The sequence below is a fragment of the Actinomadura sp. NPDC048394 genome (genome assembly GCF_040651755.1).
GTDB classification, from domain to species: Bacteria; Actinomycetota; Actinomycetes; order Streptosporangiales; family Streptosporangiaceae; genus Spirillospora; species Spirillospora montaniterrae.
In genome coordinates, this window is the sequence record NZ_JBEZJL010000063.1 from 41848 (window position 1) to 62068 (window position 20221).

General features: G+C 74.6%; 16 protein-coding genes. 13 read left to right on the forward strand and 3 right to left on the reverse strand.

All coding sequences use genetic code 11. The annotated features are described in order from the left end of the window. Positions 1 to 21: 21 nt before the first annotated feature. Entirely contained in the window at positions 22 to 2652 is a 2631-nt protein-coding gene (gene polA / locus AB0C78_RS36110; protein WP_360757015.1) for a DNA polymerase I, read from the reverse strand. Positions 2653 to 2828: 176 nt separating this feature from the next. Here polA and AB0C78_RS36115 point away from each other — a divergent pair, with 176 nt between their 5' ends. After that, positions 2829 to 4115: a PP2C family protein-serine/threonine phosphatase gene (locus AB0C78_RS36115; protein ID WP_360757017.1), complete on the forward strand. Its 1287-nt coding sequence runs from the start codon at positions 2829 to 2831 to the stop codon at positions 4113 to 4115. 40 nt (positions 4116 to 4155) lie between these two features. Next, a complete protein-coding gene (locus AB0C78_RS36120; protein ID WP_360757020.1) occupies positions 4156 to 4962 on the forward strand; it encodes an SAM-dependent methyltransferase in 807 nt (268 codons plus the stop codon). An 81-nt stretch (positions 4963 to 5043) separates the two neighbouring features. Here AB0C78_RS36120 and AB0C78_RS36125 read toward each other — a convergent pair whose 3' ends face one another. Then, positions 5044 to 6555, reverse strand: a complete 1512-nt coding sequence (locus AB0C78_RS36125; RefSeq protein ID WP_360757023.1) for a M20/M25/M40 family metallo-hydrolase — start codon at positions 6553 to 6555, stop codon at positions 5044 to 5046. Between the two features lie 282 nt (positions 6556 to 6837). On the opposite strand from AB0C78_RS36125, the gene AB0C78_RS36130 reads away from it, so the two are divergent. From AB0C78_RS36130 to AB0C78_RS36145, 4 genes are read left to right on the forward strand one after another with little or no spacing between them, the layout of a single operon-like run. Further along, positions 6838 to 9342, forward strand: coding sequence for a nitrate- and nitrite sensing domain-containing protein (locus AB0C78_RS36130; protein ID WP_360757026.1), 2505 nt, complete (start codon positions 6838 to 6840; stop codon positions 9340 to 9342). Next, positions 9339 to 9776 carry a roadblock/LC7 domain-containing protein gene (locus tag AB0C78_RS36135; RefSeq protein ID WP_360757028.1) on the forward strand — a complete coding sequence of 146 codons (438 nt, stop codon included), beginning with the start codon at positions 9339 to 9341 and terminating at the stop codon, positions 9774 to 9776. The genes AB0C78_RS36130 and AB0C78_RS36135 overlap by 4 nt, the downstream gene beginning before the upstream one ends. Positions 9777 to 9783: 7 nt before the next feature. Further along, entirely contained in the window at positions 9784 to 10170 is a 387-nt protein-coding gene (locus AB0C78_RS36140) for a DUF742 domain-containing protein (RefSeq protein ID WP_151547213.1), read from the forward strand. After that, the gene (locus tag AB0C78_RS36145; RefSeq protein ID WP_151547214.1) at positions 10151 to 10741 is read left to right on the forward strand and encodes an ATP/GTP-binding protein; all 591 of its coding nucleotides are present in this window, start codon (positions 10151 to 10153) and stop codon (positions 10739 to 10741) included. The genes AB0C78_RS36140 and AB0C78_RS36145 overlap by 20 nt, the downstream gene beginning before the upstream one ends. A gap of 33 nt (positions 10742 to 10774) precedes the next feature. Here the strand turns inward: AB0C78_RS36145 and AB0C78_RS36150 are convergent, their stop codons facing one another. After that, entirely contained in the window at positions 10775 to 11332 is a 558-nt protein-coding gene (locus tag AB0C78_RS36150; RefSeq protein ID WP_360757032.1) for a TetR family transcriptional regulator, read from the reverse strand. Between the two features lie 71 nt (positions 11333 to 11403). On the opposite strand from AB0C78_RS36150, the gene AB0C78_RS36155 reads away from it, so the two are divergent. From AB0C78_RS36155 to AB0C78_RS36185, 7 genes are all read left to right on the forward strand, one after another. After that, the gene (locus AB0C78_RS36155) at positions 11404 to 12546 is read left to right on the forward strand and encodes an acyl-CoA dehydrogenase family protein (RefSeq protein ID WP_360757035.1); all 1143 of its coding nucleotides are present in this window, start codon (positions 11404 to 11406) and stop codon (positions 12544 to 12546) included. 98 nt (positions 12547 to 12644) lie between these two features. Next, the gene (locus AB0C78_RS36160) at positions 12645 to 13028 is read left to right on the forward strand and encodes a hypothetical protein (RefSeq protein ID WP_151547217.1); all 384 of its coding nucleotides are present in this window, start codon (positions 12645 to 12647) and stop codon (positions 13026 to 13028) included. Continuing rightward, the gene (locus AB0C78_RS36165) at positions 13015 to 14706 is read left to right on the forward strand and encodes a cyclic nucleotide-binding domain-containing protein (protein WP_360757038.1); all 1692 of its coding nucleotides are present in this window, start codon (positions 13015 to 13017) and stop codon (positions 14704 to 14706) included. The genes AB0C78_RS36160 and AB0C78_RS36165 overlap by 14 nt, the downstream gene beginning before the upstream one ends. Positions 14707 to 14780: 74 nt before the next feature. Then, positions 14781 to 16952, forward strand: a complete 2172-nt coding sequence (locus tag AB0C78_RS36170) for a hypothetical protein (RefSeq protein ID WP_360757040.1) — start codon at positions 14781 to 14783, stop codon at positions 16950 to 16952. Between the two features lie 153 nt (positions 16953 to 17105). After that, on the forward strand, positions 17106 to 17849 hold the full coding sequence (locus AB0C78_RS36175) for an IclR family transcriptional regulator (RefSeq protein ID WP_360757042.1): 744 nt from the start codon (positions 17106 to 17108) through the stop codon (positions 17847 to 17849). Positions 17850 to 17951: 102 nt separating this feature from the next. After that, positions 17952 to 18896: a PDR/VanB family oxidoreductase gene (locus AB0C78_RS36180; RefSeq protein WP_360757045.1), complete on the forward strand. Its 945-nt coding sequence runs from the start codon at positions 17952 to 17954 to the stop codon at positions 18894 to 18896. An 11-nt stretch (positions 18897 to 18907) separates the two neighbouring features. Next, complete coding sequence (locus AB0C78_RS36185; protein WP_360757048.1) at positions 18908 to 20104, forward strand: cytochrome P450; 1197 nt, start codon at positions 18908 to 18910, stop codon at positions 20102 to 20104. The last annotated feature ends 117 nt before the right edge of the window (positions 20105 to 20221 follow it).

Genomic DNA, 20221 nt, shown 5'->3' on the forward strand with positions numbered 1-20221 from the left:
CGCGGGCCGGGAGGCCGGGCGTCAGTGGGCGGCGGCGGCCCAGTCGGGGCCGGCGCCGATCGCCACGTCCAGGCCGACCATGAGCGGGTACGCGGTGGTCATCCGCTCGCGCACGAGGTCGCGGACGGCCTCGTGCTCGCCCGGCGCGACCTCCAGGACGATCTCGTCGTGCACCTGCAGCAGCAGCCGGCTGCGCGCGCCGGCGGCGGTGAGCGCCGCGTCCACCCGCAGCATCGCGATCTTGACGATGTCGGCGGCCGAGCCCTGCACCGGGGCGTTCAGCGCCATCCGCTCGGCCGTCTCGCGCCGCTGCCTGTTGTCGCTGGTCAGGTGCGGCAGGTAGCGGCGGCGGCCGAGGAGCGTGCTGGTGTGGCCGGTGACGCGGGCCTCGGCGACGACCTCGTCGAGGTAGTCGCGGACGCCGCCGAGCCGCTCGAAGTAGGCGTCCATCAGCGGGCGCGCCTCCGCCATCGGGATGCCGAGCTGCTTGGCGAGCCCGAACGCCGACAGCCCGTACGCCAGCCCGTACGACATCGCCTTGATCTTGCGGCGCATGTCCGGGGTCACCGCGTCCGGGGCGACCTGGAAGACCCGCGCCGCCATCGTGCTGTGCAGGTCCTCGCCGGACGCGAACGCGGCCAGCAGCGTGGGGTCCTGCGACAGGTGCGCCATGACGCGCAGTTCGAGCTGCCCGTAGTCGGCGGTCAGCAGCGCGTCGTAGCCCTCGCCGGGCCGGAACGCGCGGCGGATCCGCAGCCCCTCCTCGGTGCGGACGGGGATGACCTGCAGGTTCGGCTCGGTTGAGGTGAGCCGCCCGGTCGCCGCGACGGTCTGCTGGAAGGTGGTGTGGACGCGGCCGTCCGCGCCGATCTCCCGGACGAGCCCGGCGACCGTCGCGCGCAGCCGGGCGAGGTCGCGGTGGCGCAGCAGGATCTGCGGGAGGCCGTTGTCGGTCTGCGTCGCCAGCCAGGTCAGCGCGTCCAGGTCGGTGGAGTACCCGGACTTGATCTTCTTGGTCTTCGGCAGCCCGAGCTCGCCGAACAGCACTTCCTGGAGCTGCTTGGTGGAGCCGGGGTTGAAGCGGCGCCCGGCGATCTCGGCGGCGTCGTCGGCGGCGCGCTCCATGCCGTCGGCGAAGTGCCGCTCCAGCTCGTGCAGCAGGCCGGCGTCCACGGCGACGCCGGTGCGCTCGGCGCGGGCGAGCAGGCCGGACAGCGGCAGCTCGACGTCCCTGAGCAGCGCGTCCATCCCGGTGGACGCGAGGTCGGGGGCGAGCCGCCCGGCCAAATCGAGGACGGCGCCGGCCTGCAGCATCAGCCCGTCCGGGCCGTCCTCGGGCGGGCGGCGGCCGAGATAGCGGGCCGCGACGTCGGCGACCCCGTAGGCGGCGAGGCCGGGCAGCAGCAGGTAGGCGGCCATGGCCGTGTCCGTGGTGACGCCGGCGAGCCGCCAGCCGCGCTCGGGCAGCACGCGCAGCAGCGCCTTGACGTCGTGCACCGCCTTGGGACGGTCCGGGTCGGCGAGCCACCCCGCGAACGCGGCCTCGTCGTCGGCGGTGAGGGCGGACGGCTCGAACGCGGCGGCGAACCCGTCGGGCGTGGCGAGCGCGATCCGCGCGATGTCGCCGGACCCGCGCGCCCACGCGCAGTCGGCGGCGAGCCCGACCGGCCCGGTCGCCCGGGCGGCCAGCCACGGCGCCAGCTCGTCCGGGCCGAGCTCGTGGCCGCGCAGCACGGGCCCGGCGGGCTCCGCCGGGCGGCCGCCGCCGGGGTCGGCGGCGAACAGGCGCTGCCGCAGGCTCGCGTTGCGGAACTCCAGGTCGTCCAGGAGCGAGGTGAAGGCGGCGATGTCGTAGGGGCGGCGCCGCAGGCCGGCGACGTCCACGGGAAGGTCGACGTCGCGGACCAGCTCGGTCAGCCGCCGGTTCAGCCGCACCGTGTCCAGCGCGGCGCGCAGCCGCTCCCCCGCCTTCCCCTTCACCTCGTCCGCGTGCTCCAGCAGCGCGGCGAGCGACCCGTACTCGCGGATCCATTTCGCGGCGGTCTTCTCGCCGATGCCGGGGATGCTCGGCAGGTTGTCGGACGGGTCGCCGCGCAGCGCCGCGAAGTCGGGGTACTGCGCGGGTGTCAGCCCGTACTTCGCCTCGACCGCCTCCGGCGTGTACCGGATCATCTCCGACGCCGTCCGGTAGAAGTACAGGACGGTCACGTCGCCGGAGACGAGCTGCAGCGCGTCGCGGTCGCCGGTGACCACCAGGACCTCGAGGCCGTCCGCGACGGCCCTCGTGGCGAGGGTCGCGATGACGTCGTCCGCCTCGTAGCCGGGCGCCCGCAGCACGGGCACGTTCATCGCGCCGAGCAGGTCGTCGAGGATCTCCATCTGGCCGCCGAACTCCCCGGGCGAGCGCGACCGGGTCGCCTTGTACTCGGGGAACGCCTCGGTGCGGAACGTGCGGCGCGAGACGTCGAACGCGACCGCGAGATGCGTCGGCTGCTCGTCGCGCAGCGCGTTGGCCAGCATGTTCGCGAACCCGTAGACCGCGTTCGTGGGCTGGCCCGACGTCGTGCTGAAGTTCTCGACCGGCAGGGCGTAGAACGCCCGGTAGGCCAGGGAGTGGCCGTCCAGGAGCAGCAGGCGGGGCCGGTCGGTCATGGCCCCATCCTCGCAGCCGCGCGGACGGCGGCGCCGCGCCCGGGCCGGGCCCCGGAAAGCGGAGGCCGCTTCCGCGAATCCCTTGCGGCGACCGCCGCGGGCGCGGAATGATCATGTCTGCACGATTCAGCGCCCCTCGTCACGATTCACCCGAGCGCCCGCAGGAGGCGTAGGACGTGAACGCCGACTCCGAGGCCGCCGGGCTCCGGCTGCTGAGCGCCGCGAGCATCCGGATGGCCGGCGTGCTGGACATGGAGCGGGTCGCGCGGCACCTGGTCGCGGTCGCGCTCGGCGGGTTCGCCGACACGGCCGGGGTGTACGTCGCCGAGCAGCTGATCGTCGGCGACGAGCCGCCCCGCCCGCCCGGTGGCCGGGCCGTGGAGGCGCGCCGGATCGCGGTCGGCGCGACCGGCGCCGACCTGGAGCCGCTGTTCCCGGCCGGGGAGATGGTGGTGTTCGCGGCGGGCAGCGCCTATGCCGCCTGCCTCGCCGACGGGACGCCGCAGCGGTTCGGGGAGCTGGACCGGCACTTCGTCCTGAAGCCGCGGGTGCCGCCGCCGCGCCCGGCCCGCGAGCGGCTCGCCGACTTGTCGGACTTCCTGCTCGTCCCGCTGCGGACCGGGGAGGCCGTGCTCGGGCTCGTGGCGTTCGCGCGCGGGTCCGCGGCGGGCCCGTTCAGCGACGCCGACGCCGCGCTGGCCGGCGAGCTGGCCGCCCTCACCGCCCGCTGCCTGGACGGCGCGCGCCGCTACCAGCGCGAGCACGCGGCGGCGCGGGCGCTGCAGGCGGGACTGCTGCCGCTGCCGCCGGGCGCCGTCCCGGGCGTGCGGGTGGCGCACCGGTCCGTGCCCGCCGGGCGGGCCAACCTCGTCGGCGGCGACTGGTGCGACATCATCCCGCTGCCCGCCGGGCGGATCGCGCTCGTCATCGGCGACGCGATGGGGCACGGGTCGGCCGCCGCCGCGGCCATGGTGCAGCTGCGCGCCGCCGCGCGCACACTGGCGATGCTCGGCAAGGACCCGGCGCAGATCCTCGCCTGGCTGGACCGCATCGCCCCTGACATCGGGCCCGTCCAGTTCGCGACCTGCGCGTGCGCCGTCCTGGACCCCGCCGCCGGCACCGCCGACATCTCCCGCGCCGGGCATCCCCCGCCGATCCTGGTGCACCCGGACGGCGGCTGCGACGTCCTCGACCTTCCGCCCGGGCTCCCGCTCGGCCTGGACGGCGCCGACTACGAGAACATCCGGGTGGCCGTCCCGGACGGCTCCACCCTCGCGCTGTACACCGACGGGCTGATCGAGACCCGCGCCCGCGACCTGGAGGCCGGGATCGCCGCGCTGCGGTCCGCGCTCGCGGGCGGCGCGGCCCGGCTGGAGGACGCCTGCGCCGACGTCGTGGCGAAGCTGGCCGCCCCGCCCAACGACGACGACGTCACCGTGATGCTCGTCCGCACCGGCACCTGACCGGCGCGGGCGCGCCGACCGCACAACGAGAGGGGACCCGTTGAACGACCCGGACTGGGCGAGCGGCATCGACCCGAACCAGGCGAGCGTCGCGCGCGTCTACGACTACCTGCTCGGCGGCGCGCACAACTTCTCCGCCGACCGCGACATCGCCCGGACGCTGGAGGCGATCGAGCCGCGGGCCCGCGCGATCGCGGCGGCGAACCGGGCGTTCCTCGTGCGGGCGGTCCGGTACCTCGCCGCGGAGGCGGGGATCCGGCAGTTCCTCGACATCGGCTCCGGCATCCCGACGCAGGGCAACGTGCACGAGATCGTCCACCGGGTGGACCCGGCGGCGCGCGTCGTCTACGTCGACCGCGACCCGGTCGCGGTCGCGCACAGCACCGCGCTGCTCGGCGGCGAGCCGAACGCCGCCGTCGTCCAGGCGGACCTGACGCGCCCGGCGGACATCCTCGGCCACCCGACCGTCCGCAAGATGATCGACTTCGACGAGCCGGTGGGGCTGCTGCTGGTCGCCGTCCTGCACTTCATCACCGACGAGCAGGACCCGGCCGGCATCCTGGCCGAGCTGACCGCGCCGCTGGTGTCCGGCAGCCACCTAGCCGTCAGCCACGGCACGCACAAGCGGGAGACCGGCGAGGCGGTCGCGAAGGTGTACCGGCGGGCCGTCGCGCAGGGCGAGCCGACGCTGCGCACCGCCGAGGAGATCGGCGCCTTCTTCACCGGCTTCGACCTGGTCGACCCCGGCCTGGTGCACGGGCCGCTGTGGCGTCCCGGCTCGCCGGCAGAGGTGCCCGACGACCCGTCGGCCTTCTGGTTCCTGGCCGGCGTCGCCCGCAGGCCCTGACCGCCGGCTGTTCCCCGACTCGCGGCGAGTCGTCGTTATGAGGCGTTCCATGACGACGACTCGCCGCAGCTCAACGTGGGGTCAGCGGGTGAGGTAGGAGCCGACGCGGGTCGGCGGGACCTTCTTCGCGAGCGCGTTCTTGCGCGCCAGGGCGTTGCCGTTGACCGTGAGCGTGCTGTGCGCGAACAGCTCGGTGACCGCGGCGGTGGCGTCGATCATCTGGTCGAAGCCCTGCAGGTTCACGTTGTCGTAGCGGTCGCAGGCGGAGTGGTAGCAGGGGTCGTACGCGACGCCGGCGGTGCCGCCGTACACCTTCGCCTGCTCCTCCGTCTTGATCTTCTCGGCGCCGGTGAAGATGCCGCCGGCCGGGATGCCGGCGGTGATGAAGGCGTTGTAGTCCGAGCGGCCGTCGAACGCGGTCGGGTCGGTGGCGAGGCCGCGTCCGCCGAAGTAGTCGGTGAACGCCTTCTCGATCGCGCCGGTGCCGGGCGGGGTGTCGACGTTGTTGCCGCCGTCGCTGTTGTCCCCGTCGTAGACGAACCGGACGTAGTTCGGCGAGGCGAGCATGTCGAAGTCGAGCATCAGCGCGACCTTGTCGCGCTCCGCCTGCGGCAGGTTGTCGACGTAGTACTGGGAGCCGAGCAGGCCCTCCTCCTCGGCGCCCCAGAAGGCGAACCGCACCTGGTTGCGGACCTTCTTGCCGAGCTTGTGGATCTGCTTGGCCATCTCCAGCAGCGTCGCGGTGCCGGAGCCGTCGTCGTTGATGCCGGGCCCGGCGACGACGCTGTCGTTGTGCGCGCCGACCACGACGACGTTGTCGGCGCGGCCGCGCGGGGTGTCGGCGATGACGTTGGCCGCCTCGCGCTTCTGGTTCGTGGTGTCCGTCTTGACGTGCAGCGTCACACCGCCGTTCTGCGCCTGCTCGACGAGGTCGGTGCCGACCGCGTTCGTCGGGCCGACGACGGGGACCGAGTGCGGCGTGGTGAGCGTGCCCGCGACCGGGCCCGGCTGGCCGGGCAGCTGGTAGATGACGACGGCGCTCGCGCCCGCGGCGATGGCGTTGCCGGCCTTGACGGAGAAGAAGCAGCCGCCGCGCTGGATCAGCGCGATGTTCCCCTTCGGGAAGCCGGTGAAGTCGCCGGCCTCGCAGCCGCTGCCGGTCCCGGTCGCGCCGGGGTCGACGGCCGTCGCGGCGGCGGTGACGTCGCCGGACCCGGAGTACTGGAGCGTCGCGAAGTCGGTCTCGGGGGTGTAGGTCTTCGGCGTGGGAGCGGTCTCGGCGAACGTCGCGGGCGCGTTCTCCTGCCAGAAGTCGAAGGTGAAGTTCTGGACCGTCGGCTTGTACCCGTACCGCTTCAGCTGGTCGGCGACGTACTTGATGGTGATCTTGTTGCCGTCGAGTCCGGCGGCCCGGTTCCCGCCGTTCGCGTCCGCGATCCTCTGCAGGTCGAGCTGGTGCTGGCGGACGGCCTTGAGCGTGACGAGCGAGGCGAGCCGTGACCGGTCCGGTCCGGCGGCCTGGGCGTCGGTCGCCGCAACCGCGGTGGCGGCGAGCGACAGTCCCAGGAGGGAGGCGAGCGCGGCTCTGCGCATGACCGTGTCTCCGTTGCGTGGGGGACAAATTCCACGAAGCGTGACATGTGGGCTTACCGCCAACAAGATCTAGAGTTGCCAATCCGCGGCGGTAGCCGGATGCGGCCAGCGCCACCCGGACGTCCCCGTTTCCGCCCTGATGTCGAGGTCACCGCGCGTGCGCGTCCGATAAATAGCAGTTGATACCCCTGGTCAGCGATAAATCCGACTCAGTATGCTGCGGGCCTTTGCAGCTCGGCGACGGCGCCGGCTCCGCAACGCACACACACAGGGAGTGAACCGGTGACGCGACCCGACCAGGCGCCCGCGCCGCCGCGGCGTCCGCGCATCCGGACCGGCCGGGCGCGCACCCGCAGCATCAGGCGCCGGATCGCGCTGCTGCTGGCGGTCCCGCTGGCCTCGCTGCTGGTCCTGTGGCTCGTCCCGACCGGCGTCACGCTGTCGAACGCGCTCGAGCGGTACGACTTCGCGACCGTCTACGACAAGGTCGGCCTGCCCGCCACGACCGTCATCGAGGCGATGCAGCAGGAGCGCTCCGCCGCCGTCGCGTCCCTGACCCACCCGAAGGCCGCGAACGAGACGCGGTTCAAGGAGCAGGCCGGCCGGACGGACGCGATGGTGTCCGCGTTCCGCAAGTCGGCCTTCTCCTCCGACGCGACGGGCGCGATGGACGACGCCGTCGAGCGGCGCGTCCACACCCTCAGCGGCGCGTTCGACGGGCTGGAGTCGCTGCGCGCGCAGATCCGCATCGACGGCACCACCCCGCTCGGCGCGATCGGCGGCTACAGCAAGATCATCGACGGCACGATCCGGGTGCTCACCACGCTGGTCAGCGTCAACGCCGTCCCGGTCTACCAGCAGACCAACGCGCTGCTGGACAACTACTGGGCGCGCGAGTTCATGCTGCGCGAGGCCGACCTCGTGTCCGGGCTGCGGAGCGGCACGCTGGGCTCGGACGAGCGGACCACGTTCGCCGGGTGGGCCAGCACCCGCAACCAGTTCTTCGAGCTCGGCCGCGCCGCCGGGAACGGCAAGATCTCCGCGATCATGGACGACCTGGCGAACTCGTCGCAGTACACCGCCTACACGGCGCTGGAGAACGCGGTGGTGAACAACGGGTTCGCGCCGTCCCAGCGCGAGTGGCGCACCACGATCGCGGCGCTGTCGCCGGTGTGGCTGCAGGCCGCCGCGAAGGCCGGCGACCAGGTGAGCAACAAGGACGTCAAGCCCGCCGGCCGCCGCATCATGCTCGGCTTCTACCTGATCGGCGGGCTCGGGCTGCTGGCCGTCGCCGCGTCGGTGGTGCTGTCGCTGCTGTTCGCCCGCCGCATCACCGAGGAGCTGCGGCACCTGCAGCGGACCGCGCAGGAGCTGGCGCACGAGCGGCTGCCGCGGGTCGTGGCGCGGCTGCGCCGCGGCGAGACCGTCGACGTCGAGGCGGAGGCGCCGCCGCCGGTCATCGGCGGCACCCGGGAGATCGCGCTCGTCGGCGAGGCGTTCGACGCCGTCCAGCGGACCGCGGTGAGCACCGCGGTCGGCGAGGCCGACCTGCGCGCGAGCATCAACCGGGTGTTCGTGAACCTGTCGTGGCGGAGCCAGTCGCTGCTGCACCGCCAGCTGCGGCTGCTGGACCAGATGGAGCGCCGCGCCGCCAGCCCCGAGGAGCTGGACGACCTGTTCCGGCTGGACCACCTCACCACCCGCATGCGCCGGCACGCCGAGGGCCTGGTCATCCTGTCCGGGTCGCCGACCGTCCGCGCCTGGGACCACCCCGTGTCCGCCGAGGACGTCATCCGCGCGGCGATCGCCGAGGTCGAGGACTACACCCGGGTCGAGGTGACCGGCGCGTCGTCGGCCGCGGTGACCGGCACCGTCGTCGCCGACGTGATCCACCTGCTCGCCGAGCTGATCGAGAACGCCGCGTCGTTCTCCCCGCCGACCACCGAGGTCACCGTCAAGCTCGACACGGTCGCCAACGGGCTGGCCGTCGAGATCGTCGACCGCGGCGTCGGGCTCGACCCGGACGAGCGCGACGAGCTGAACCGGCGGCTGTCCAGCACCGTGGAGTTCGACCTGGTCGACACCGAGCGGCTCGGGCTGTTCGTCGTCGCGCGGCTCGCCGACCGGCACGGCATCAGCGTGTCGCTGCAGCCGTCCCCGTACGGCGGGACGAGCGCGATCGTGCTGGTCCCGCACTCGCTGGTGGTGCTGGACGAGCCGCGCGAGCTGCTGAGCGGCGCCGAGCCGCCGCTGGTCGCGCACCCGGTCGGGTCCGCCACGGGGGCGCCGCGCGGGCTGGCCCGCCCGGCGCGTCCCGCGCTGGCGGGCCCGGCGTACGCGGCGCCCGGAGGTCCGCCCGCCGAGCCGCCCGCCGAACCGTCCGGCGGTCCGTCCGGTGGGTCGTCCGGTGGGCTGTCCGGCGGGCCGTTCGGCCAGGTTCCGGCCGAGCCGGGGCCGCAGGCGCCGATGGGCGGGCGGCCCGGGCCGTCCGCCGGGGACCCGGGCGGGGTCCCCGCCGAGTCGAGCGAGGTGACGGGCCGGCTCCCCCGCCGGGTGCGGCAGCGCAACATGGCGCCGCAGCTGCGCGCGCGGCCCGCGCCGGGACCCGCGCCGGGGGCGGTCGGCCCCAACGGGGCGTGGGGCCCCGGGCCCGCCGAGGAGTACGACGAGCCGAGCCCGGAGGTCAACCGGGACCTGATGTCATCGCTACAGTCGGGATGGCTTCGGGGCAGGGACGACGACGATCCGGACGATCGCGATCCACGCGATGAATGGGGGCAGGGATGACGCAGCAGGGCCACGCCACCGGAGAGCTGGACTGGCTGCTGGACGATCTGGTCGAGCGGGTCGGGGAGGTGCACCAGGCCGTGCTGCTGTCGCGGGACGGCCTGGTGATGGGCGCCTCCGGCGGGGTGACCCGCAAGGACGCCGAGTTCCTCGCCGCGCTGTCGTCGGGCTTCCACAGCCTGGCCAACGGCGCCCGCGAGCACTTCCAGGCCAAGCAGGTCCGGCAGACGGTCGTCGAGCTGGACGGGCTGCTGTTCTTCGTGATGCCGGCCGGCAACGGCAGCTGCCTCGCGGTGCTCAGCGACGCGGGCGGCAACGCCGGGCTGGTCGCCTACGAGACGACCATGCTGATCAAACGGGTGCGGCGCCAGCTCGGCACGGCGCCGCGGGCGCAGGACGCGCCCGACCCGTCGCAGGCCGGCGCCCCGGGCTGAGCCGGCCGTGGAGACTCCGAGAGAGCGCTGGGTCGGCGCGGACGCCGGCCCGATCGTGCGGCCGTACGCGGTGACCCGCGGGCGCACCCGTCCCCGCGGGATGGACGTCGACCTGGTCACGCTGCTCGTCGCGACGGGCCGCACGCCCGGCGAGCGGGTGTGGCTGTCGCGCGAGCAGCGGCGGCTGCTGGAGCTGTGCCGCCACCCCTCCACCCCCGCCGACCTGGCCTCCGACACCGACCTGCCGCTGCGGGTCGTGCAGATCCTGCTGGCGGACCTGCACCAGTACGGCCTCGTCGAAGAAGTCCCCCAGGCCGAGCCGGCCGGGCGGAGCACCGGCCGTCCCGACCCGAAGATCCTGATGAGAGTGCTCGATGAACTCCGCCGCCTATGACCCCACCGCGCCCGCCGAGGACCTCCCCGCGCACACGCTGAAGATCCTCGTCGCCGGCGGGTTCGGGGTCGGCAAGACGACCCTGGTCGGCGCGGTCAGCGAGATCCGCCCGCTGCGCACCGAGGAGGTCCTGACCGACGCGTCCGTCGGGGTGGACGACCTCGGCGGCGTCGAGCGCAAGACCACCACGACCGTCGCCATGGACTTCGGCCGGCTCACCTTCTCCGGCGGCGTCCGGCTGTACCTGTTCGGGACGCCGGGGCAGGAGCGGTTCTGGTTCATGTGGGACCAGATCGCCTACGGCGCCGTCGGCGCGATCGTGCTGGTCGACACGCGGCGGCTGCCGACGAGCTTCGCCTCCATCGACTTCTTCGAGAACCGGGGCATCCCGTTCGTCGTCGCGGCGAACGTCTTCGACGGCGCGCGCCGCTACACCACCGAGGAGATCGCCGACGCGCTCGACCTGGACCCGGACGTCCCGGTCGTGCTGTGCGACGTCCGGCACTACGACTCGGCCAAGAACGTGCTGATCCGGCTGGTCGAGCACGCCCTGCAGTCGGCCACGGCGTGACGGAGCCGTCCGTGCGGGGCGGCGGCGGGGTGATCAGGCGGTCGTGCGGGCGACGATGAGGGCCGCGAGCGCGGCGTAGGCGGCGGAGTCGTCCAGGCCGGTCTGCGCCTTGATCTCGCCGCGGTGGATCGACTCCATCACCTGGCCCGCGACGGCGCCGACGAACGCGGCGTCGGCGCCCGGGGCGGCCTCGCGGACGAGCGCCTGCACGCGCCGCGCCGCGATCAGGATGTTGCGCTTGTAGATCTCGCGGGTCGGGGGGAACGCGTCCAGGTCGGCGAAGAAGGCGGGCGAGGCGGCCGCGAACTCGGCGGAGATCGCGCGCAGGTAGGCGCCGACCCGCTCGCGGGGCTCGGCGCTCGCGTCCACGGCCGCCTCGACCCGTTCGGTGGCGCGGCGGAAGAACGCGCGGACGACGGTCGCGATGATCTGCTCGCGGCTGGCCGCGACGGCGTACAGGGTGCTCTTGGAGCAGCGCAGGGCGGCGGCCAGCTCGGCGACGCCGACGCCCGCGAAGCCCCGGTCGAGGAACACCTCGATGAGCCGGTCGACCAGTTCCGCGCGGCGGCGTTCGGCCCGGGTCTCCGTCATCCCGTGACAGTACCAAAAGCGGTTCTCTGGTACTTGTTCTGGTACCGTTCAGGTGGCGAAAGGAGTCGCGCATGCCCGCCACCCGGCACCTGCCCACGTCCGAGTCCGAGGACCTCCTCGCGCTCACCCGCGAGATCGCCGCCAAGGAGCTGGCGCCGCGCGTCGCGGACGCCGAGCGCACGGGCACCTTCCCCCGCGACGTGTTCACCACGCTCGGCCGGGCGGGCCTGCTCACGCTGCCCTTCCCCGAGGAGTTCGGCGGTGGCGGCCAGCCGTACGAGATCTACCTGCAGGTCCTGGAGGAGATCGGCTCGGTGTGGGCCAGCGTCGGCGTGGGCGTCAGCGTGCAGGCGCTGTCCTGCTTCCCGCTGTTCGCGTTCGGCACCGACGAGCAGCGCGCGCGCTGGCTGCCCGGCATGCTGTCGGGCGAGCAGCTCGGCGCGTACTGCCTGTCGGAGGCGCACGCCGGATCCGACCCCGCCGCGATGCGCGCCAAGGCCGTCCGGGACGGCGACTCCTACGTCCTCAACGGCGCCAAGGCGTGGACGACCCACGGCGGCAAGGCCGACTTCTACACCGTCATGGCCCGAACGTCCGACGAGAAGTCCCGCGGCATCTCCTGCTTCTACGTCCCGGCGGACACGCCCGGCCTGGAGTTCGACCAGCCCGAGGACAAGATGGGCCTGATGGGCTCCACCACCGCGACCGTCCGGCTGGAGAACGCGCGGATCCCGGCGGAGCACCTGATCGGCGCCGAGGGGCAAGGCCTGTCCATCGCGCTCGCCGGGCTGGACGCGGGCCGGCTCGGCATCGCCGCCGTCGCCACCGGCCTCGCCCAGGGCGCCCTCGACCACGCCGTCGCCTACGCCAAGGAGCGCGAGGCGTTCGGCAAGCCGATCATCGACCACCAGGGGCTGGCGTTCGTCCTCGCCGACATGGCCGCCGCGATCGAGTCGGCCCGGGCCACCTACCTGTCGGCGGCCCGGCTGAAGGACGCCGGCCGCCCCTACGGCCGGGAGGCGTCCATCGCGAAGCTCGTCGCCACCGACAACGCGATGAAGGCGACCACCGACGCCGTCCAGGTGCTCGGCGGCGCCGGCTACACCCGCGACTTCCCGGTGGAGCGCTTCATGCGCGAGGCGAAGGTCATGCAGATCTTCGAGGGCACCAACCAGATCCAGCGCCTGGTGATCTCCCGCCACCTCGCCCGCTGACCCGGTCCCGGCGCGCCCCGATCCGCGCGCTCCGATCCGCACGGCGTTCTGTACGACGCGTCACAGACCGTCCCCGCGCGGCCGCCTAGCGTCGAAGCATGTGGCAGTTCGTCCTGTGGGGACTCATGGGAGCCGTGGCGAACCGCACGCTGGCCTTCCTCGAGGCGAACCGGCGCGTCGCCCGGCCGCCGTGGAGGTATCCGCGCGGGCCGGGCGGCGGGTACTACCTGTTCGCCTGCGCGCTGCACTGCATGCTCGCCGCGATGGTGACGTCCGCCGCGGCCGCCAGCGACATGATCACCGCGCCCTGGGCGGCGTTCGCGCTCGGCGCGGGCGCCCCGGCGGTGCTGGCCAAGCTCGGCCGGTACGCGCTGCTGGCCTTCCCGCCCGGGCACGTCGACGGGGACGACGACCACGAGGACGAGGACGACGACGGGCCTGACCGGGCCGGACTGACTGGGGGACGCAATGCCGAGTCCTGATCGCGCCTGGCGGCGGCTGCTGGAGGCCTTCTCCGACGCGCCGGCCGGCACCACCGCCCGCCCGGCCGCCGCCGCACCCGCCACCGCACCCGCCGTCGCGCCCGCCGGTGGGCGGGGGCCCGCCCGGCGGCTGCTGGAGGCGTTCTCCGACGCGTCCCCGGCCTTCGCCGCGGCGGGCGCGCGGCCGGTCCCCGCGGGGGTGGGCGGACCGGCCGCCGGCCGCGCCCTCGTGTGGGGGCTGGTGGTCGTCGGCGTCCTCGGCGCGGCGTGCACGGCGTGGGCCGCGGCGGCGACCGGAACGCTCGCCGCCGGGGTCGTCGCCGTGCTCACGTTCGCGGTGCTGGCCCTGCTCGCCGCGCCGCTGGTGGAGTTCGCGCGCGCACGGGCCGCGTCGGCCGCCCGGACGCGCGACCGCGACGCCGGCGCCGCCGACCAGCGCGAGAGCTTCTGGCACGCCCTCGCCCCCGACGACCGGCGCGCCGTCCGCGCCGCCGCGCGCCCCCGCGTCTACGGCCCGGGCACGCCGATCCTGCGGCAGGGCCACACGGCCGACTACGTCGTCGTCATCCGGTCGGGCTGGACGAAGATCCGCGTCGACCGGGCCGGTGAGGAGCGGATCGTCGCGGTCCGCGGGCCCGGCGACCTCGTCGGCGAGCGGGCGCTGTTCGCGGACGACACCTGGTCCGCGACGGTCATCGCGCTGGACACGGTGCGGGCCCTCGTCGTCGCGGCGGAGGACTTCCGGCCGCTGGTGGAGAGCCGTCCCGGCGTCCAGTCGGTCCTGGAGAAGCAGGCGCACGACCGCGCCGTCGAGGAGGCCGGCCGCACGACGAGCACGGAGCTGGCCGACACCCAGCGGCGGCTGGCCGCGCTGTTCACCACGCTGTCGCGGGCGCGGGGCCGCACGCTCCCCGTGACGGGCGGGGAACTGGCCGGCTGGACGTCGTCGTCGCCGGCGGCCGTCGACAGCGTGCTCGCCCGGTGGGACGGCGAGGGCCTGGTCCGGGCCGGGACCGCGACGATCGACGTCCTCGCCCCGGACCGGCTGGAACGCCTCACCGCCGCCGGCACGCCCCCGGGCCCGTCCTCCGGCGCCCCCTTCCTGACCGGCCAGGACTGCACGGTGATGTTCGCCGACGTGGTCGGGTTCGGCTCGCCGGAGCGGACGGAGTCGGACCGCGCGGCCATCCGCAGGGTCCTATTCCGGTCGCTGGAGGACGCGTTCGACGCGGCCGGGATCCCGTGGGCGGCGTGCCACCACGAGGACCGCGGGGACGGCGCGCTGCTCGTCATCCCGCCGGGCGTCCCCGCCGCCGCGCCCGCGGGCCCGCTGGCCAGGGCGCTCGCCGACCGCATCGCCCGGCACGACGGCGGGGCGGACGCGCCCCTGCGGTTCCAGGTGCGCGTCGCGGTGGACACCGGCCCGGTGCACGCGGGCCCGGGCGGGATCACCGGGGCGGTGCTGGGCCGCGCCGCCCGGCTGCTGGACGCGGACGTGCTGCGGCGGCGGCTGGCGCCGGGCGCGGCGGTGCTCGGGCTGATCGTCTCGCCGCTCGTGCACCGCGCGGCGGGCGGCACCGCGCCGGACTTCGAGCCCGTCGAGGTGCGCGGCCCGAAGGACGCCGGCGCCGGCACCGCCTGGCTGCGCCTCTTCCCGCCCCCCACGACAGCGGCCTGACGCGCGGGCGCCGCTCGTCGCGGCCGCGGAGAATTGGGGTGCGGAGGCGGAAATCGCCCTGGGAGCATGGCGGGGTGAACGGCATCCTCGAACGGCTCGTCATCTCGCACACGCTCCGCGTCCCCGCCCCGGAGGGCGGGCCGGGCGCGGGCGCGGTCGCCGCGCGGCAGTTCGACGCCGCGCTGATGTCGGCCGGGTTCAAGCTGTCGCGGGACCTCATGGAGCGGCTGTCCGGGATGGACGAGGGCGCGGTCCTCGACACCGCCGTCCGCGTCCTCGCGACCGTGCGGACCATGGCCGGCGACCACGTCCGGCACAACGTGTACTTCCGCCGCTTCCCGCGCAAGGTTCCCGGCACCGTCGAGTTCTGGGCCCGGTGCATGCAGAAGTGGCTGCTCGACCCGGTGTCGGGCGACGACGTCCGGCGCGCTGCGGCGCAGGGCGCCCTCAACCTGCTCGACTTCCCGGACTACGGGCGCTACCTGCACACCTACGAGGAGATGCTCGCCGCGCACGACGACCTGATCGCGAGCGCGAAGGACCGCGTCACCGTCCTGCACCTGGGCGGGCCCCTCGACCGCGAGATCGAGGACCTGTACGTGGCGCTCGCCGGGAGCGTCACCCCGCTCGACGCCGCCGACCTGGAGGCGCTGCGTCTCCTCGCCGAGCACTGCGCCGGCGGCCGGCAGCCGGACGCGATCCCGGTCCGCGAGAACCGGGCCGTCGTCAACCTGGCCCGCCTGAACGCCGGGCTTCCGCCGCTGCTCGACACCGTCACCGACGTGCTGCGGCTGGCGTGCGCGCTGTCGGACGGCGACGTCACGCTCGCCGAGCCGACCCGGTTCCGGTCGCCGCGCCGGCCGCTGCGGCGCGCTCTGCTCGCCGGCCTGGACGAGGTCGTCCGCGACTCCCCCGCCAAGCTCGGCGACGTCGGCCCGTACCGCGAGGAGTGGAAGCGGCTCGGCGAGCGGCTCCATCCGCACGAGCACCCGGCGTACCCGCATGCGGCCGACGTGTTCGCGGTCGCGCGCGGCGAGAAGGCGGCGCGGTCGTTCGCGGGCCGCGTCGAAGTGCTGGTCGGCGAGGGCGACGTCGCCGGGGCGGCGCGGCTGCTGTCGAGCGCGCCCGGGATGCTGTTCCGGTCGGCGGACCGGCTGCTCCGCACCGCCGCGTCGGACCGAGACCGGGACGCCGTGTTCGAGGCGCTCGAGGCGGCGGCGGGCGGCGCCTCCGGACGCGTCGTGCTGTCGCTGCGCGAGCACCTGCTGAACCGGCTCGGCAAGCCCGGTCGCGCGCGGGTCTTCGCCAACCGGCTCGGGCGCGGCGCCGTCGTCCCGGACGCGCGGCCACCGCTGGGCGGCGACGTGCGGAAGCGGCTGGCGGAGCTGCTGGACGGGGAGATCGCGCGGCGCCTGCCCGAGGCCGGGCACCTGCTCGTCGATCCGGATGTGCTGGACGTCGCGCTGCCGATGAGCGGGAAGGCCGCGCCCTCCGGGCTGGGCGTCCTGCCGCGCGGCTCGATGTCGCCGGTCGAGGGCGAGCTCCTGCGGTTCTTCATCTACTGGAAGCAGGCCCGCCACACCACCGACTTCGATCTGTCGGCGCTGATGCTGGACGGCGACTTCCTGAACCCGACGTGGCTGTCGTACACGTCGCTGACGCAGGTCGGCGGCGCGCACTCCGGCGACATCACCTCGGCGCCGGACGGGGCGTCGGAGTTCATCGACCTGCGGCTCGGGGAGATCCGCGCGCGGGTGATCATCCCGCAGGTCAACGTGTACTCCGGCGAGGGCTTCGAGCAGGTCGCCGAGTCGTTCTTCGGGTTCATGCTGCGCGGCGCCGAGCAGGAGGGGCGGCCGTTCGAGCCGCGCACGGTCCGGATGAAGTCCGACCTGCGCGGGGCGGGCCGGGTCGCGCTGCCGCTGGCGTTCCTGCGCGGCGACGACGGCCGGTGGCGCGCGAAGTGGCTGCACCTGTTCCTCAGGGGCCGGCTCGCGTTCAACCAGGTCGAGGGGAACCGCGTCACGACGGCCGCGCTGGTCCGCGCGGTCGCGGAGCGCCGGTACCTGACGGTCCGGTACCTGACCCGCCTGTGGGCGTCCAAGGGCGCGACGATCGAGCCGTGGGACGGCGGCCGGGTGCCGGGCGGGCCGGTGACGTTCGTGGGCTTCGAGCGGCCCGAGAGCCTGCACGAGGAGTCGCGGGTGTTCACACCGGAAAACCTGCGCGACATCGTCCCGGCTTGATTGCTAGCGTGAGAGCGGCGAGGCCATGAGGGGGCTTCCTTCTCACACTGCAAATGTATCCAGCCCTCTCGCTCTCCTCGCCCACAGCGTTCGAGGGACGGGCGCCGCCGGCCGGGCGGCGCCCGTCCTGCGCGTGCGGGGCAGAATGGCGGGGTGGCACGTGATTCCGTCCTGACCAGGGCGGTTCGGATCTTCGACGCGTTCGATCCCGACCATCCGTCGCTGTCGGTGTCGGAGATCGCGCGGCGCACCGGCCTGCACGTCGCGACCGCGTCGCGGCTGGTCGACGAGCTGGTACGGCACGGGCTGCTGGCGCGCGACGAGCGGCGCCGCGTCCGGGTCGGGCTGCGGATGTGGGAGCTGGCGTCGCGGGCCGCGCCGACGCTCGGGCTGCGCGAGGCCGCGATGCCGTTCATGGAGGACCTGCACGCGGTGACCGGCCACCACACCCAGCTCGGCGTCCTCGACGGCCGCGAGGTGCTGTTCGTGGAGCGGCTGTCGATGCCGAACGCGGTGATCAACCTGACCCGGATCGCGGGACGGCTGCCGCTGCACGCCTCGTCCAGCGGCCTCGTGCTGCTCGCGCACGCGCCCGCCGACCTCCAGGAGGACGTGCTGGCCGGGGAGCTCGCCGCCTTCACGCCGAGCACCGTGGTGGATCCGCGCCGGCTGCGCGCGCTGCTCGCCGACGTGCGCCGCGGCGGCGTCGCGCTGTGCCCCGGCTACATCGACGAGCGCGCGACCGGCATCGCGGTGCCGGTCCGGGGGCCCGGCGGCAAGGTGATCGCGGCGCTGTCGGTCGTCGTCCCCAACGACGCCGGCGCGCGGGCGCAGGTCCCCGCGCTGAAGGCGGCGGCGCGGGGCATCTCGCGGGCGGTGGGCGCCGACGTGCTGTGAGCGGGCGCACATTCGCCTCTCATCAGATGAGAAAGCCGTGGCCGGGGCGCCGCGCCGGAGGCGATTCTCGAGGCCGTACCCCGACCTCGAGGAGGAGGCCCCATGGCGGAGACGGCCATCGAACTCCGCGTCGCGGCCAAGGACCGGGCGGCCGACGGCGTCGTGACGCTGACGCTCGCCCGTCCGGGCGGCGGCCGGCTGCCGGACTGGGCGCCCGGCGCGCACGTCGACCTCGTCCTCCCGAACGGCCTGACCCGGCAGTACTCGCTGTGCGGCGACCGCTGGGACGCGCGGACGTACCGGGTCGGCGTCCTGCGGGAGCCGGACGGGCGCGGCGGGTCGGCGTTCGTCCACGACGAGCTCCGCGTGGGCGACCCGGTGGGGATCGGCGGGCCCCGCAACAACTTCCGGCTCGTCCCGTCCGAGCAGTACCTGTTCATCGCGGGCGGGATCGGGATCACGCCGCTGCTGCCGATGGCGCGGCAGGCGGAGCTGCTCGGCGCGGACTGGCGGCTCCTCTACGGCGGCCGGTCGCGGACGTCGATGGCGTTCCTGGACGAGCTGGAACCCTACGGCGACCGGGTGACCGTCGTCCCGCAGGACGAGCAGGGCCTCCTCGACCTGGCGTCGTGGCTGCCCGGTGAGGACCCGGCCACCAAGGTCTACTGCTGCGGGCCGGCGCCACTGCTGGAAGCCGTGGAGGACCGCTGCGCGGGATGGCGGCCCGGGCTGCTGCGCACCGAGCGGTTCGTGGCCCGGGAGAGCGGCGCCGTCCGCGACGAGCCGTTCGAGCTGGAACTGCGGCGCACCGGCGTGACGGTCCCGGTCCCGCCGGGCCGGTCGGTGCTCGACGCCGCCGGCGCCGCCGGGGCGAGCGTGCTGTCGTCCTGCCGGCAGGGGCTGTGCGGGACGTGCGAGACCGCCGTGCTCGGCGGCGTCCCCGACCATCGCGACTCGATCCTCGACGACGACGAGCGGGAGGCCGGCGACTGCATGTTCGTGTGCGTGTCCCGGTCCCGCAGCGAGCGGCTCGTCCTGGACCTGTGAAAGGAAACGCCATGACCACCGTGCAGGCCCCGCCCGCGATCGACGCCGACCCGTTCGGGCACGAGCACCTCGAAGACCCGCTCCCGCTGCACGAGCGGCTGCGGGAGGCCGGCCCCGTCACCTACCTGACCAGGTACGACGTGTTCGCGCTGGCCCGCTACGAGCACGTGCACGCCGCGCTGGCCGACTGGCAGGGCCTCCAGTCCGCCGCGGGCGTGGGGCTCAGCAACTTCCGGCACGAAAAGCCGTGGCGGCCGCCGAGCCTGCTGCTGGAGGCGGACCCGCCCCGGCACGACGCGCCGCGCGCCGTCCTCGCCAAGGTCCTCGGCCCGCGCGCGCTCCGGCGGCTGCGCGACGGCTGGCTCGCGGACGCCGAACGGCTCGTCGACGAAGTGCTCTCCGAGAACGAGTTCGACGCCGTGCCGCGCCTGGCCGAGGCGTTGCCCCTCCGCGTCTTCCCCGACGCCGTCGGCCTCGGCCGCGACGGGCGCGAGAACCTCCTCCCCTACGGCGACCACCTGTTCAACACGTTCGGCCCGGAGAACGACCTCGTCCGCAGGGGGCAGCCCCGCATGCCCGACGTGTCCGGCTGGGTGAACGCCCAGTGCGCGCGCGAGCGCCTGTCCCCCGGCGGGTTCGGCGCGCAGATCTGGGCGGCCGCCGACCGGGGCGACATCACCCCCGAGCAGGCCCCGCTGGTCGTCCGGTCACTGCTGTCGGCGGGCGTCGACACGACCGTCCACGGCCTCGCCGCCGTCCTCTACGCCTTCGCGGCGAACCCCGGCCAGTGGCGGCGCCTCCGCGGCGAGCCGCACCTGGCGCGCACCGCGTTCGACGAGGCCGTCCGCTGGCAGTCGCCCGTCCAGACCTTCTTCCGGACCGCCGTCGGCGACCAGGAGATCGGCGGCACCGTCGTCCCGGACGGCCGCAAGATCCTCATGTTCCTCGGCGCCGCCAACCGCGACCCGCGCCGCTGGGACGCCCCGGACGCGTTCGACCTGGCGCGCGACCCGTCCGGCCACGTCGGCTTCGGCATGGGCCTCCACCAGTGCGTCGGCCAGCACGTGGCCCGCCTCGAATCCGAGGCTCTCCTCACCGCGCTGGCCCGCCGCGTAGACCACATCGAACTGGCGGCGACACCCGTCCGCCACCACAACAACACACTCCGCGCCTGGAAGTCCCTCCCGATCCGCGTCCACCTCGCCTAGACCCGGTTGAACACGCGAACGGAGGGCCGGACCTCAGCCACCGCCACGGGCAGGCACGCGGAGCGAGTGCAGCGAGCGCAGCGGGCCTGCCCGCCGACGGACGAGGCGTTTCGCGCG